This is a genomic window from Citrobacter sp. Colony219 (assembly GCF_019382635.1).
GTDB classification, from domain to species: domain Bacteria; phylum Pseudomonadota; class Gammaproteobacteria; order Enterobacterales; family Enterobacteriaceae; genus Citrobacter; species Citrobacter youngae.
In genome coordinates, this window is sequence record NZ_CP080033.1 from 3,555,682 (window position 1) to 3,569,680 (window position 13,999).

Here is a 13,999-nt window from a genome sequence, read left to right on the forward strand (position 1 = left end):
CGCGTCATCAGAAGAACAGTGACGGATCGCCCGCCCGTTTGGTCAGGCGACCGTTTGCCATAATGCCCATGGTTTCCAGCCAGCGTTCAAACTCCGGCGACGGGCGCAGGTTCAGCAACTGACGCACGGTCGCGGTGTCGTGGAAGGCGGTGGTCTGGTAGTTGAGCATGATGTCGTCACCGAGCGGCATGCCCATGATGTAGTTGCAGCCAGCGGTGGCGAGCAGAATCATCAGGTTTTCGTTGAGGTTCTGGTCAGCATCAGCATGGTTGGTGTAACAGCAGTCGCAGCCCATTGAGATGCCGCTCAGCTTGCCCATGAAGTGATCTTCTAAGCCCGCGCGAATAATCTGACGGTCGTTGTAGAGATATTCCGGCCCGATAAAGCCCACCACGGTGTTCACCAGGAACGGATCGTAGTGACGCGCCAGCCCGTAGTTACGCGCTTCCATCGTCACCTGATCGGCACCAAAGTTAGCGCCAGCGGAGAGCGCAGACCCTTGCCCGGTTTCAAAGTACAGGCAGTTTTCCCCGGCGATGCGGTTGAACTCCGCGCCCACTGCACGCGCCTCATCCAGCATCGCCAGCTCAACGCCAAATTCTTTTAAACCTTTCTCACTGCCGCAGATACTCTGGAAAATCAGCCCGCCCGGTGCGCCGCGACGAATCGCTTCGATCTGGGTGGTCACGTGCGCCAGTACACAGCCCTGGGTCGGAATATTGAACTTGTCGATAACGCCATACACGGTATCGAGCACGCGGCTTAAGTTTTCCACGTCATCCGTGACCGGGTTGACGCCAATTACCGCATCGCCCGCCCCGAAGGACAGCCCTTCATAGATTTGTGCAGCAATACTCTGCACGTCATCACGGGTGTCGTTCGGCTGTAAACGACAGCTGAAGGTGCCCGGCAAACCGATGGTGGTGTTAGCCTTTTTGATCACCGGCATTTTCTTACCGCCGTAGATCAGGTCCGCGTTAGAGCAGATTTTTGCTACCGCAGCGACCACTTCCGACGTTAACCCTTTACGCGTAAACGCAATGTCATCCACGGAGGTTTCATCGCTCAGCACGTACTCGCGCAGCTCGCTGATACTCCAGTTTTTGATGCGGTTATAGGCCGTTTCGTTGACGTCATCCTGAATAAGACGCGTCACGCAGTCCTCTTCATAGGAAATCACCGGGTTGTTGCGGATATCCGCCACCGTCATTTCCGACAATACCTGCTTAGCCGCCACGCGCTCTTGCGAACTGGTTGCAGCCACGCCTGCCAGCACATCCCCCGAACGCAGTTCGTTGGCTTTTGCCAGCACCTCTTTAACATCCTTAAACTGATAAACATTGCCGAACAATGTGGTCTTTAGTTTCATAAGTCGTTCCCTCAGGAAGGAAATGCGAGTGATTTCACCGTCACCGGCACAACCGATCCGCCAAAAAGAGGCGTACCAATGTCGATATAGTCCCCCGCCCGGACAACCACCTCATCGATGACCGCCAGCGGGTGTTGCTGTAACTGTGGGCGTAACAGCATGCCCAGGGCTTTACCAAAATCCTGCTCGGCTACCACCAGCAGGGGATGCGGATTCGGATAGTGCGCGACAAAGGCCAGCAGCGCATCAATCACCGTTAACAGCGCGGCGTAGCGCACCGGCAGAGAACCGGGCAGCGCCAGCACGTAGGCGTCGGTTTGCGGGTCCAGATCGAGCTGCAGCAGCGCCTGCTGCCAGGCCGCCACCAGATCAGCCTCATCAACCGGAATCGCCACCGGCAGATTGCGCAGCGGAAGCGCCACACCCTCCAGCCAGATAGTGCTGCCTGAAAGCGACAGCGTATGCGCCCCGGCGCCAATCACCGTGGCGCGCACGGTTTGCGCCGGAAACTGCACGTTCATCTCACGCAGGCGCGGATGTTCATGTAGCGCCGTTGCTAACAGCGGCCCAATGTCGGAAAAACAGAACGGATCGGCAGGTTGGTTGCGGTAGCACTCGCCCACCCCGCCGGACAACGTAATCACTTCAGGCTTCACGCCAACAGGCAGCAGACCGGTTTGCATCAGCGCCTGCGCCAACGGTGAAAGCGTGCCGTCAATCACCTCCACAATCAGCGCCGCCATCCGTCGGGCCACCTGAACAAGCTGCGCCGCATTGAGGGTTCGGGCATCAGTGCCTGGACCAAATACGTCATCAACAATCATCTGCCCCGGCTGATGCGCATGTACTACGCGCCCCTGACCGTCCGTTTCCAGTAGCCGCCCGCCGACGTTCAGGCAGGCCGAGCCGCTGACTTTTCCCGCATCGAACAGGACGTAATTCGACGTACCGCCGCCGATGTCGATATTCAGTACGCGGCACAACTTCTGCTCGGACAGGGTTTGTGCCCCCGCACCGTGACCGGCAATCACCGATTCCAGATGCGGACCGGCGCTGGCAACCACGAAATCCCCCAGCGACTGGGAGAGCGCCATCACCGCCGGGCGCGCGTTGCGCGTTTTGGCACTTTCCCCGGTAATGATGATCGCGCCGGAATCGACGGTCTCTGGCGCAATCCCCGCCGCCTGATACTGGGCGAGGATCAGGGCTTTCAGTTCGGCCTCTTTCAACCCGCCCTGCTTATCAACGGGGGTAAAGAACACCGGGCTTTGCCAGCTAATTTCGCGTTTGATGAATTCGTAGCGCGGCACCTGCGACACTGCCGCACGGTTAACCAGCTCAAGGCGCGAGAAGATCACCTGAGTGGTGGTGGTGCCGATATCGATACCGACGCTGAGTAGCTGGCGAGTATTCACGATTGCGCCTCCGGATTGGTTTCTGCTGGTGCCGGAACATCTTCGTCTTTCGGTACTAACAGCATAGCCACGCCAATCGCCGTCACGCCGCCAATCAGCTTGCCGACAATCATCGGGAAGATCATGGCGTTCATGTTGGCAGCGGCGAAGCCTAAGTGGTCACCCAGCGCGAAGGCCGCTGAGACCGCGAACGCGCAGTTGATCACTTTGCCGCGGGTATCCATGTTTTTCATCATGCCGAACATTGGGATGTTGTTGGCAAGCGTTGCCACCATACCCGCAGCCGCAATGTTATTGACTTTTAACAGGTTGCCGACGCTCATCAGCGGTTTTTCAAACCAGCGGGTCAGCAGCAGCACCATCGGGTAGGCACCCAGCAGCACACAGGAGATAGAACCGATAACTTCGATGGCGCGCATCACTTCACCCGGCTTGTCGCCTGGTGCCATGAAAATAGGATCAAGACCCGGGATCAGCTCCCAGCCGAGCAGGAACTTGATGACTGCCGCAGCCAGACCGAGGGTGATCAGCGCTACCAGGAACTTGGCGAAGATCTGGAAGCCGTTGATCATTTTTTCCGGGATGAATTTCAGTCCCAGCGCCACCAGCACGGCCACGATCAGCACCGGGATCATGTTCATCAGGATCAGCGCAAAGGTGAACTCCACCGGCTGACCGTTGATTTCCACGCCGGAGTACATCGCGACCAGACCACCCGCAATACAGCCAATCGGAATGGTGACGATACCAGCCAGCACGCCCAACGCCAGATAACGACGGTCAGACGGTTCAATAATTCCCAGCGCAACCGGAATGGAGAAGACCAGCGTCGGTCCCATCATCGCGCCAAGGATCAGGCCAGAGTACAACCATGCCGCCACGTCGCCGCCCGCCAGTTCTTTCGCCAGGAAGAAGCCGCCCATATCGCACGCCAGCAGCGTTCCGGCAAACATCGACGGGTTCGCGCCCAGCATTTCATACAGCGGAATAATCACCGGCCCGAGCACATGCGCCAGTACCGGCGCCAGCGCGGTCATACCGACCATCGCCAGGCCCAGCGCGCCCATTGCCATAAAACCTTCTTCAAACTGACCGCCCGATCCCTCAATGCTCTTACCGAACTTACCGAGGAAGCGCGCCGAACCGCCGAACTGCGACAGGATCCTGTCCACGGCGGCAATCAGCATAAAGAACATCATGATGTACATGATGATTTCGTTAATTCCCATAGCCTTCACTCCCTGTCATATGTGTATTTATTGTGCCGCCGCATACAACGCGATAATTTCGGCCTGCGTGGCGGTGCGTGGGTTACTGCGAATACAAATATCCTCCAGCGCGGCGTGTGCCCATGCGCTGTAATGCTCGGGTTTTGCCCCAACGTCAGCGAGCCGTTTGGTCTGGCCCACTTCGGCGATCAGCTCGCTGACCGCGCTGATGGCGTCACGATCGTCTGATTTCTTATTGGTTAACGCCCTGCCGATATGGCTGAAACGCTCACGACACACCATGCGGTTGAATCCCATTACCGTGGGTAGCAGCATGGCGTTAGCCTGTCCGTGTGGGATGTGCAGCGTCGCACCCGGCTGGTGCGCCATCGCGTGACACAGGCCCAGCCCCGCGCTGGAAAACGCCATTCCCGCCATGCAGGACGCCAGTAACATGCTTTCACGCGCCGCCAGATCGTGGCCGTAGCCCACCGCTTTCGGCAGCGATTTGCCGATCATCGCAATCGCGCCAATCGCCAGGCTGTCGGTAAACGGCGTCGCGTTCAGGGCGCTGTACGCTTCAACGGCATGGGTCAGCGCGTCAATGCCGGTCATTGCCGTCACGTGCGCCGGAACGCCTTCCGTTACCGCGGCATCCAGAATGGCGACGTCCGGCATCAGGGTTGCGTGGGCCAGCACTTTTTTGAGTCCGGTGGCGGCGTCGATAATCACCGTAACGTTGGTGGTTTCTGACCCGGTCCCGGCGGTGGTTGGCACGGCAATCAGCGGCAGACGCGGGCGCAGCACGCTGTGCTCCGTCATGTCAGCCAGTGTTTGCGTCGGGTTGGTCACCAGCAGCGCCACTGCTTTAGCGGCATCCAGTACAGAGCCGCCGCCAAAGGCCACCACGCCATCGCACTTCGATTCACGCAGTTGCGCGACCGCCGCGCAGACGTCCGTAATACACGGTTCGCCGACCGGACATGGCCACAGCGTCATTGCCACGCCTTTCATCGCCAGGCTACGTTCCAGAGCGGCGGTCATCCCCGCCTGATGCAGGAAGCTATCAACCATGATGAACATATGCGTCAGTCCGCGCGTTTGCGCTTCCTGTCCGCAGGTGCTGAGCGCTCCCAGTCCGCATAATGTGACCGGTGGAACGCTGAACGTTTTTACGCGTTGCAGATTCAGGGCATCGAATGCCTGAAAGAGCGCGGTCTGCAATTCAGCTTGCATAGATTCCTTCCGCTTTTACTTTTCCGCTATTGGCAATCGCCAGCGGGGTCATAAACAGACTGTGCTGCGGTAAATGCACCTGCAGCTCCGGGAAACGCTTACGAAAAAGCTCATCAACACCCGGCTGCATACAGGACCCACCGGCCAGCCATAAATCCGTTATCCCTTGTCCGGCAATATGATGGGCGACGATTTCCGCCATCTTTTCGTAAACCGGCTTAACCACCGGCCAGATTTCTTTGCCGTTGCTGCGTTTGAACTGCTCGGCTTCTTCCAGTTGAATACGACGGTTCCCGGCAAGCGTCAGGGAAATGTGGTGCCCACCGGTCGCTTCATCGGCGGAGTAAGTCACTTTGCCCTGTTTCACAATGGCGATACCGGTCGTACCACCGCCGATATCGACGACTCCGGCGTTATCAAGCGCCAGCAGATCCGCCACGGCGGTTGGCTCATCCAGCACATGGCTCACCTCAAGCCCGGCAGACTCCAGCACGTTGATGGAGATACGCGGGTCAGTGCCCGGCGGGAATGAGGTAGCCGCATGAGTAAAACGGCAACCCAGTTGTTGCTCGAGCGTATCGAGATGGCGACGAACAATGGTCACAGCACCGAAGAAATCCCAGACGATGCCATCGCGCACGACGTCAGCCCAGTCCAGACAAACCGCAACCGGCTGCCCATCGCTGTCAACAACCATCGACACCACATCACAGGTCCCCAAATCAACGCCCAGCCACAGCGGTGAATCGCTTACGGCAGGCGTCTGGTTACACAGCGATGCCGCTTTTTGCAGTCTGGGTGTGAGCCACAGTTGTTCGTCATGCGCCATCTCTTTCACTCCTTATACGATGCGAAACGCATCCACCAGCACACAGCGACGCAGGCGTACAAACGTGCGCGCACTGGTCACCCCTTCCCCGGTTGGCGTGGTAATGGTCATGGTCGTCCAGCCTTCGCCGCCAAGCCCAAGGCCGGCAATGCACGGTCCGTTCTTAACGAAGATGCTGGTATCAATGGCGTTAGCCATACGGTTCATGTTGTCGATGTTGCGTGAGTGCATCGCCGCCGTATGGTGGCAACCACCTTCGAGCGTAACGGCCAGCGCAATGGCTTCGTCAACGTTAGCCACCCGCACCACCGGCAGCACCGGCATCATCAGTTCAGTCACAGCAAACGGATGCGTGGCGGAGGTTTCGACGAACAACAAGCGGGTTTGCTCCGGAACATTCAGGCCGATCGCCGCGGCGATTTTTGCCGCATCGCGCCCGACCCAGTCACGGCTGACTGTGCCTTTACCGCGCTCATCGACATTTTTCAGCAGTACCGGTTGCAGCTGTTCAGCCTGGGCGGTCGTCAGTTTGACCGCGTGCTGGCCTTCCATCAGACGCATCAGTTCATCAGCAACGCTATCCACGACAATCAGCACTTTTTCATCGGCACAGATAATGTTGTTATCAAACGATGCGCCTTTGACGATGGACTGCGCGGCGCGGGTCAGATCGGCCGTTTCATCCACCACCACCGGCGGATTACCAGCACCAGCGGCAATCAGACGCTTGTTGGTATGCTTACGCGCAGACTCCACCACCGCTTCACCACCGGTGACGACCAGCAGTCCGATGCCCGGGTATTTGAACAGACGCTGTGCGGTTTCGATATCCGGGTTAGCAACGGTAACCAGCAGGTTTGCCGGACCACCTGCGGCGACTACCGCCTGGTTAAGCAGGCCGATCGCGCGCTGAGAAACGCCTTTTGCTGCCGGATGCGGCGCAAAGACGACGCTGTTACCCGCGGCAATCAGGCTGATGGCGTTGTTAATGACGGTCGCCGCCGGGTTGGTGGACGGCGTTACCGAAGCCACCACGCCCCACGGTGCGTTTTCAATCAGCGTCAGGCCGTTATCGCCGGTCAATACCTGTGGAGACAGGCATTCCACGCCCGGGGTACCGCGAGCCTGCGCCACGTTTTTGGCAAATTTATCTTCAACGCGTCCCATGCCGGTTTCACTGACGGCAAATTCCGCTAATTCTCTGGCGTGTTTTTCGCCCGCTTCACGAATGGCGTGAATGGCCAGTTGGCGCATAGCGACGCTTTTCAGCCCCTGCTGGGCCAGTTTTGCTGCCGCCACTGCGTCATCCAGGGAGGCAAAGACGCCCATTTCTTGAACGGCACTGACGGGTTGACTGCTGTCTTTCATTTTCAGCAGCACCGCTTTCACGACCTGTTCAATATCCTGTTGATTCATGATTTTCTGCCTTATTTGTGAAATACCACTTTCCCACCTGCCACCACTTCATCGACGATGCCAATCACGCACAGATCGACAGGCGATGAGTCGTTATGGTGCGCCTGGCGGGCTGAGCTTCCACTGACCAGCAGCACCCACTCTCCGGTTCCCGCCCCGATGCTGTCTATCGCAACAGCGCACTGCCCGTCGGGATTTCCCTGGGCATCAATCATTTCCACCATCAGCAACTTGTCGTGCGCGAGCCCCTGATGGCGAACGGTACAAACAATTTGTCCTGTGACGATTGCCAGTTTCATACCCGCCTCCGTGGCATATTTCAGGTAAAACCTCCCCCTACCCTCCGCAGAAGGTAATGTGAAAAGGAGAGAGGGTGACGCCAGCTTTCTCTTAACGATCCAGTGGCGTCACATGGACGACTTACATATCGTTGCTGTCGCCTTTGAAGCTGATCGGGAACACTTCTTCCAGATCGCCATGCGGACGCGGGATAACGTGTACAGAAACCAGTTCACCGATACGCTGCGCGGCAGCAGCACCGGCATCCGTAGCCGCTTTGCAGGCTGCAACATCACCACGAACCATGGCAGTACACAGGCCGCCACCGATCTGCTTCACGCCAACCAGTTTCACGCGTGCCGCTTTAACCATCGCGTCAGAAGCCTCAATCAGTGCAACCAGGCCCCGGGTTTCAATCATTCCTAATGCTTCCATTGTGCTTTCCTCTTAATCAAAGGGGTCCAGAACGGGACCGTTCATTCAACCAGTGTTTGCGAGACGCTTTCACGGCTCACGTCAGTCTGGCGCGGCACAGCTGCCACCAACGCCAGTTCGATAATTTCCTGTACGCTACAGCCGCGAGAGAGGTCGTGGAGTGGTGCGGCAAGTCCCTGAATCAAGGGGCCAACGGCACGATACCCTCCCAAACGCTGGGCGATTTTATAACCAATATTGCCTGCCTCCAGCGATGGGAAAACCATCACATTGGCATTGCCCTTTAACGGACTGGCGGGCGCTTTTTGCGCGGCGACATCCGGCACAAAGGCAGCATCAAACTGCAGTTCCCCATCCACGGTAAGCTGTGGAGCGCGCTCACGAACGATCTCGGTCGCCTGCTGCACGTTAGCGACATTGGGATGACGAGCACTGCCGTTGCTGGAAAACGACAGCATGGCGACACGCGGTTCTTCACCGGTAATCGCTTTCCAGGTTTCAGCGCTGGCGATGGCGATGTCCGCCAGCTGTGCAGCGGTGGGCTGCGGCACAACGCTACAATCTGCAAACCCTAATGACGGCCCGAGATACTGCGGCAGCATCAGGAAAATTGACGACAGCGTTTTGCAACCAGGTTGTAATCCAATAATGCGCAATCCTGCACGCAGCACATTTGCCGTTGACGACAGGTTGCCCGCAATACACACATCGGCTTTACCGGCGCTGACCATCGCGGCGGCAAACATCAGCGGATCGTTGAGCTTCTCTCGCGCATCTGGCGGTGTTTTTTCGCCCGCGCGGGCCAGCCAGCGCAGAGCAAACTCTTCACGCATCTGTACATTGCTTTGTGGATCAATAACCTGAATACCGTCCATGGCTACGCGATGGCTGAGCGCAAACTGACGCAGCGCAAACGGGCTGGCGACGAGAATGGGGCGTGCCAGACCATGCTGGTGCAGGTAATTGGCGGCTTTCAGCACCCGTACATCCAGCGCATCCGGGAACACCACCCGAGCCGGCGTTTGTTTAGCGAGTTGGCGAGCACGTTCAATGATCATGACTTCTCCCCCAGTCGCTGTTGGATTTGGCTGACGCTTAGCGGATGCTTCGCTACGCTCAGAATCATCATCACGTAAACCGTGCTGGAAAGACGGTTGAGCGCCTGCAGAATGTCCGGCCGCATAACGTCAAAACTGCGGGTGATAAACACCTGAGCGGCCACCGTTTCCGTTTCGCGGACTTTGGTACGCAGCAGATTAAGCAGCGCGCAATCACGTCCGTGGCTGGCTTCCGGCACCAGATGATCGTGGTCCAGGTAACGCAGCGGCTGATGCGAAAGCCGGTGTAAATCTTCGTCGCTTAAGCCAACGATGGCCTGTGCGGCCAGCGGTTCGTCCACAGCATCAGCACGCATAATGTTGCCCAGGCGCGAGCGAATATCCGCCAGCCACGGCTGCCAGGGTTCCGCCAGTTCAATTTGCAACCACACGGCCAGACCAATGGTGCTGTCCAGCGCGGCGCGAAATCCAAGTCTGGGGTCACTTTTGGCGACCATTTTGTCCGCCGTCAGATGTGTCAGCGTGTCAGGTTTCTTCGCCACCGGTTGATGACACAGTTCACAGGTCGCCTGCGGATGTGTATCGCTGCTGGTCAAACCATGTACCGGCTGCGGCTGCTGTTCCTCGTTGTCAACAAACAAGCTTCCCAGCTCGTCGATATACTTAATGCGCAGACGACGGCTTTCCAGCAGCTCCCGGGCAGACGGCGTCAGGCGGGCATCAGCGGGAAGATGAATTTCAGCCCCTTCGCTGAGCGTATGATTCGCTCTGAGCCATGCTTCGGTAATGAAATCCTTCATACATCCGCCTTAGCAGGACTGCCAGTTCGCAGGCCAGGCCACATACAGGAACTTCACTGTTGATGGCGTACCAAATTCGATGCTGGAGCCTTTCGGGATAAACATCACGTCCCCGGCTTTGGCAATCATGGTTTCGCCTTCATGGCGAACGTGCAGCTCGCCTTCCAGAATCATGTCGATTTCGTCGTAGTTCAGCGTCCATGGGAAAAATGCGTTATCCCACTGCATAAACCCGGCGGCCATGCTGCTACCGTCCTGGTCAGTGACTAAGTCGGTTAAGCCGACGCAGTGCGGTTGCGCGCCATCAAAACGGCCAAACTTCACACTGCTGCCGTCGATAACTTTCACGCCGCCTTTGCCGGTCACCGAGTTAAAGCTCGGCTGCATTCCGCCCTGCTCCAGCGACTGCTTTTCTTTCATCACTTTGTCCATCAGCTGCGCGACCAGGCTTTCGGTAAACTGTCCTTCCGGCAGTTGTGCAATGATGGTTTCACGAATACGCTGGCTTTCCGTTTTGCCGTCATCCACCGCAGCAGGTGCGGTGGCAGTTGGCGCGGATTCATCGCATTCAGTGATAGTGACGCCGAGCAGCGCCGCAACTTCGCGCGCCTCCGGGGTGATGATGCTGGCGCGCAGAACAACCGATACGTCCTGTTCGCCGCGTGCGTGGGCCGCACGAATATCGTTAGCTGTGATGAGTTTTTTCACCTGCCCTTTCCTCCTTTTGGCTGAGCTCAGTCAGATAATCCACCAGGTGCTGCACACTGCTTGGGTCGTGGCTATTGAGCTCAAAAATCGGCTCCTGAAACCCTAGCCCGCGAAGTAATTGTCGCGTTGCGGCGACATTGGCATCCGGCACATCCGTTTTGCTGATAACGGCGATTTGTCGTTTACTGGCGCCGATATCCAACAGCCCGGCAGGTAAGCGACTTTCTTTATCATTTGCCGCATGTATATAAATCAACGTATCGACATCCTGCAGCGTGGTAATTAAGGCGTGATACCAGCGCGGATGGCTAAAATATTCTCCTGGCGTATCGATATCGCCGTTTTCATTAAACTCCACGGCCTGTGTTTTTCTGGCGAGGGAATAATTCCCCTGTAGCGCATTAAAGAGCGTTGTTTTCCCCGCCCCCACCGTACCGACGAATGCAATACGTTTCATCGCCGCCTCTGATTAACTTTTTGTCAGGTTGCACAAAGTGAAATTTAATAATCGCCCCAGACCGCTTACCGTCTGTAATAACGCTTCCTCTACCGCGCCAACCGAGCCGTAGATCACCAGCGCGCCGCTGAATCTATCGAGAAAGCCGATGTGTACATCCGCCGCTTTCATGGCTAAGTCACCGGCAATCATTGCGGTTTCACCTGGCGTCAGCGTCATAATGCCGATAGCGCCCGCTTCGGGAACGCCGATCTTTTTCGCCAGTTCCTCACCGGGGTGCGCAATGAGATGCGCCAGCGTGACCTGTTTCCCCGGCACAAATTCCTGAATAATGCGTTCTTTTTCCATTGCTCACCGCCTCCGCTAAAACTGCCCCCATCGTGGCAATTTTTTGTCAGAGTAAATAACAAAATTCGGCAACCAGGTTTAAAAGGTGAAGTGGATCACTAAGAAAAGGGAAATAAAAAGGCGCGGGAGAAACCCGCGCCGGAATTAATTAAAGTGAAATTACAGCGGCTGAGTCTGTGCTTCAACGACCGCCAGCGCCACCATATTAACGATACGACGAACAGAGGCGATCGGTGTTAATACGTGAACCGGTTTCGCTACGCCCATCAGTACAGGGCCAACCGTTACGCCCTCGGAACTTGAAACACGTAGTAAGTTGTAACTAATACGCGCGGCTTCCATATTCGGCATAACCAGAATATTGGCGGAGCCTTTCAGCGGGCTGTCCGGCATCCGGTCATTACGAATACTTTCCACCAGCGCGGCGTCACCGTGCATTTCACCGTCAATCATCAGTTCTGGCGCACGTGCCTTAATCAGCGCCAGCGCTTCGCGCATTTTGCTGGCCGACGGGCAGTTAGATGAGCCAAAGTTGGAGTGCGACAGCAACGCTACCTTCGGTTCGATACCAAAGCGACGCACGGTTTCTGCCGCCATAATGGCGATTTCAGCCAGTTGATCCGGCGTCGGGTCGTCGTTGACGTAGGTATCGGCGATAAAGGTATTACCGCTTGGCAGCAGCAGCGCGTTCATTGCCCCCGCCGTATGCACTCCGTCACGGTGACCAAATACCGCGTTCACCACGCTGAAGTGCTCGTGGTAGTCGCCGATCGTACCGCAGATCATCGCATCCGCTTCACCGCGCTGCACCATGATCGCACCGATCACCGTGGTATTAGCAATCACCGCCCGCTGCGCCTGCTCCTGGGTGATCCCACGGCGCTTCATGATCTGATAATACTCACTCCAGTACTCTTTAAAGCGCGGATCGGATTCATTGTTGACTATTTCAAAATCAACGCCCGCTTTGATCTGCAGACCCAGTTTCTGGATGCGCATCTCGATCACGCTCGGACGACCAATCAGGATCGGCTTCGCCAGACCTAAAGTGATCAATTCCTGGGTGGCGTGCAGCACACGCGCCTCTTCCCCTTCCGTCAATACCACGCGCTTCGGCGCTTTGCGTGCCAGCGAGAAAATCGGCTTCATGAACAAGTTAGTTTTGTAGACAAACTCACTCAGCTTATCGATGTAAGCATCAAAGTCGGCAATCGGGCGCGTCGCCACGCCAGAGTCCATCGCCGCTTTCGCCACCGCAGGCGCTATTTTGACGATCAGGCGCGGGTCGAACGGTTTAGGAATAATGTATTCCGGGCCAAAGCTCAGGTCCTGATCGCCATAGGCAGAGGCCACAACTTCGCTCTGCTCGGCATGCGCCAGTTCCGCAATGGCATGTACCGCGGCCAGCTTCATCTCTTCGTTGATGGCGGTTGCACCGACGTCCAGCGCGCCGCGGAAGATGAACGGGAAGCACAGCACGTTGTTAACCTGGTTCGGATAATCAGAGCGGCCGGTGCAGATGATGGCGTCGGGACGTACCTCTTTTGCCAGCGGCGGCAGAATTTCCGGTTCCGGGTTCGCCAGCGCCAGAATCATTGGCGCGCGCGCCATTTTCTTGACCATTTCCTGGGTCAGCACTTTCGGGCCGGAGCAACCGAGGAAAATGTCTGCGCCATCAATCACGTCGTCCAGCGTGCGCTTACCGTCATCCACCACCGCGTAGGCCGCTTTGGTTTCGGCCATATTCGGTTCACGATCTTTATAAATCACGCCTTTGGAGTCGCAGACCACAATGTTGTGTTTCTGCATGCCCAGCGCCACCAGCAGGTTCATACAGGCAATCGCCGCCGCGCCTGCGCCGGACACCACCATGCGCACATCAGAGATATTTTTCTCCACCACCCGCAGACCGTTAAGAATGGCGGCGGTACTGATGATTGCCGTGCCGTGCTGATCGTCGTGGAAGACCGGAATATTCATGCGCTCACGCAGCTTTTGCTCAATGTAGAAGCATTCCGGCGCTTTGATATCCTCGAGGTTGATACCCCCAAACGTCGGCTCAAGAGCCGCGACCACGTTGATAAATTTATCCGGATCGAGTTCATCAACTTCGATGTCAAACACGTCAATTCCGGCGAATTTCTTAAACAGAACGCCTTTCCCTTCCATCACTGGCTTGCCAGCCAGCGCGCCAATGTTACCCAGGCCCAGCACCGCCGTACCGTTGGAAATAACCGCAACCAGATTACCGCGCGCGGTGTATTTGTAGGCGGCCAGCGGGTCTTTTTCAATTTCCAGACACGGAGCTGCAACACCGGGTGAATAGGCCAGCGCAAGGTCACGTTGAGTGGCAAGCGGTTTGGTCGGAGAAACCTGAATTTTGCCTGGTACTGGAAATTCGTGGAAATCGAGGGCGCTTTGTTTTAACTGGTCATCCATCT

Annotated in this window: 14 protein-coding genes; all 14 read right to left on the reverse strand. The window is 56.9% G+C overall.

The genetic code is table 11. The annotated features are described in order from the left end of the window. Positions 1 to 7: 7 nt before the first annotated feature. Positions 8 to 1,369 carry an ethanolamine ammonia-lyase subunit alpha gene (eutB, locus tag JTI85_RS15975; RefSeq protein WP_003038029.1) on the reverse strand — a complete coding sequence of 454 codons (1,362 nt, stop codon included), beginning with the start codon at positions 1,367 to 1,369 and terminating at the stop codon, positions 8 to 10. 11 nt (positions 1,370 to 1,380) lie between these two features. Next, complete coding sequence (eutA, locus tag JTI85_RS15980; RefSeq protein ID WP_219351732.1) at positions 1,381 to 2,784, reverse strand: ethanolamine ammonia-lyase reactivating factor EutA; 1,404 nt, start codon at positions 2,782 to 2,784, stop codon at positions 1,381 to 1,383. Further along, entirely contained in the window at positions 2,781 to 4,013 is a 1,233-nt protein-coding gene (gene eutH / locus JTI85_RS15985) for an ethanolamine utilization protein EutH (protein ID WP_003038023.1), read from the reverse strand. Before eutH ends, eutA begins: the two co-directional genes overlap by 4 nt. A gap of 27 nt (positions 4,014 to 4,040) precedes the next feature. Beyond that, positions 4,041 to 5,228, reverse strand: a complete 1,188-nt coding sequence (eutG, locus tag JTI85_RS15990) for an ethanolamine utilization ethanol dehydrogenase EutG (protein WP_219351734.1) — start codon at positions 5,226 to 5,228, stop codon at positions 4,041 to 4,043. After that, positions 5,218 to 6,057: an ethanolamine utilization protein EutJ gene (eutJ, locus tag JTI85_RS15995; RefSeq protein WP_061068310.1), complete on the reverse strand. Its 840-nt coding sequence runs from the start codon at positions 6,055 to 6,057 to the stop codon at positions 5,218 to 5,220. Before eutJ ends, eutG begins: the two co-directional genes overlap by 11 nt. Before the next feature lie 12 nt (positions 6,058 to 6,069). Next, positions 6,070 to 7,473, reverse strand: coding sequence for an aldehyde dehydrogenase family protein (locus JTI85_RS16000; protein WP_048210963.1), 1,404 nt, complete (start codon positions 7,471 to 7,473; stop codon positions 6,070 to 6,072). Positions 7,474 to 7,484: 11 nt separating this feature from the next. Further along, a complete protein-coding gene (eutN, locus tag JTI85_RS16005; protein WP_005121909.1) occupies positions 7,485 to 7,772 on the reverse strand; it encodes an ethanolamine utilization microcompartment protein EutN in 288 nt (95 codons plus the stop codon). Between the two features lie 121 nt (positions 7,773 to 7,893). Beyond that, entirely contained in the window at positions 7,894 to 8,187 is a 294-nt protein-coding gene (gene eutM / locus JTI85_RS16010; protein WP_005121908.1) for an ethanolamine utilization microcompartment protein EutM, read from the reverse strand. A gap of 41 nt (positions 8,188 to 8,228) precedes the next feature. Next, positions 8,229 to 9,245, reverse strand: a complete 1,017-nt coding sequence (gene pta / locus JTI85_RS16015; RefSeq protein WP_048210962.1) for a phosphate acetyltransferase — start codon at positions 9,243 to 9,245, stop codon at positions 8,229 to 8,231. Next, positions 9,242 to 10,045 carry an ethanolamine utilization cob(I)yrinic acid a,c-diamide adenosyltransferase EutT gene (gene eutT, locus JTI85_RS16020; RefSeq protein WP_199953906.1) on the reverse strand — a complete coding sequence of 268 codons (804 nt, stop codon included), beginning with the start codon at positions 10,043 to 10,045 and terminating at the stop codon, positions 9,242 to 9,244. The genes pta and eutT overlap by 4 nt, the downstream gene beginning before the upstream one ends. Before the next feature lie 9 nt (positions 10,046 to 10,054). Continuing rightward, positions 10,055 to 10,753, reverse strand: a complete 699-nt coding sequence (gene eutQ, locus JTI85_RS16025) for an ethanolamine utilization acetate kinase EutQ (RefSeq protein WP_061068313.1) — start codon at positions 10,751 to 10,753, stop codon at positions 10,055 to 10,057. Next, entirely contained in the window at positions 10,731 to 11,210 is a 480-nt protein-coding gene (gene eutP / locus JTI85_RS16030) for an ethanolamine utilization acetate kinase EutP (RefSeq protein WP_048210959.1), read from the reverse strand. Before eutP ends, eutQ begins: the two co-directional genes overlap by 23 nt. A gap of 12 nt (positions 11,211 to 11,222) precedes the next feature. Next, positions 11,223 to 11,558: an ethanolamine utilization microcompartment protein EutS gene (gene eutS / locus JTI85_RS16035; protein WP_003037995.1), complete on the reverse strand. Its 336-nt coding sequence runs from the start codon at positions 11,556 to 11,558 to the stop codon at positions 11,223 to 11,225. A gap of 159 nt (positions 11,559 to 11,717) precedes the next feature. Next, on the reverse strand, positions 11,718 to 13,997 hold the full coding sequence (gene maeB / locus JTI85_RS16040) for an NADP-dependent oxaloacetate-decarboxylating malate dehydrogenase (protein WP_048210958.1): 2,280 nt from the start codon (positions 13,995 to 13,997) through the stop codon (positions 11,718 to 11,720). Positions 13,998 to 13,999 lie beyond the last annotated feature (2 nt).

Bases quoted from the DNA above. Each gene is read 5' to 3' on its own strand.
- eutS (WP_003037995.1), bottom strand. From the start codon at position 11,558: ATGGAAAAAGAACGCATTATTCAGGAATTTGTGCCGGGGAAACAGGTC.
- eutM (WP_005121908.1), bottom strand. From the start codon at position 8,187: ATGGAAGCATTAGGAATGATTGAAACCCGGGGCCTGGTTGCACTGATT.
- eutP (WP_048210959.1), bottom strand. From the start codon at position 11,210: ATGAAACGTATTGCATTCGTCGGTACGGTGGGGGCGGGGAAAACAACG.
- JTI85_RS16000 (WP_048210963.1), bottom strand. From the start codon at position 7,473: ATGAATCAACAGGATATTGAACAGGTCGTGAAAGCGGTGCTGCTGAAA.
- eutG (WP_219351734.1), bottom strand. From the start codon at position 5,228: ATGCAAGCTGAATTGCAGACCGCGCTCTTTCAGGCATTCGATGCCCTG.
- pta (WP_048210962.1), bottom strand. From the start codon at position 9,245: ATGATCATTGAACGTGCTCGCCAACTCGCTAAACAAACGCCGGCTCGG.
- eutN (WP_005121909.1), bottom strand. From the start codon at position 7,772: ATGAAACTGGCAATCGTCACAGGACAAATTGTTTGTACCGTTCGCCAT.
- eutH (WP_003038023.1), bottom strand. From the start codon at position 4,013: ATGGGAATTAACGAAATCATCATGTACATCATGATGTTCTTTATGCTG.
- eutB (WP_003038029.1), bottom strand. From the start codon at position 1,369: ATGAAACTAAAGACCACATTGTTCGGCAATGTTTATCAGTTTAAGGAT.
- maeB (WP_048210958.1), bottom strand. From the start codon at position 13,997: ATGGATGACCAGTTAAAACAAAGCGCCCTCGATTTCCACGAATTTCCA.
- eutT (WP_199953906.1), bottom strand. From the start codon at position 10,045: ATGAAGGATTTCATTACCGAAGCATGGCTCAGAGCGAATCATACGCTC.
- eutJ (WP_061068310.1), bottom strand. From the start codon at position 6,057: ATGGCGCATGACGAACAACTGTGGCTCACACCCAGACTGCAAAAAGCG.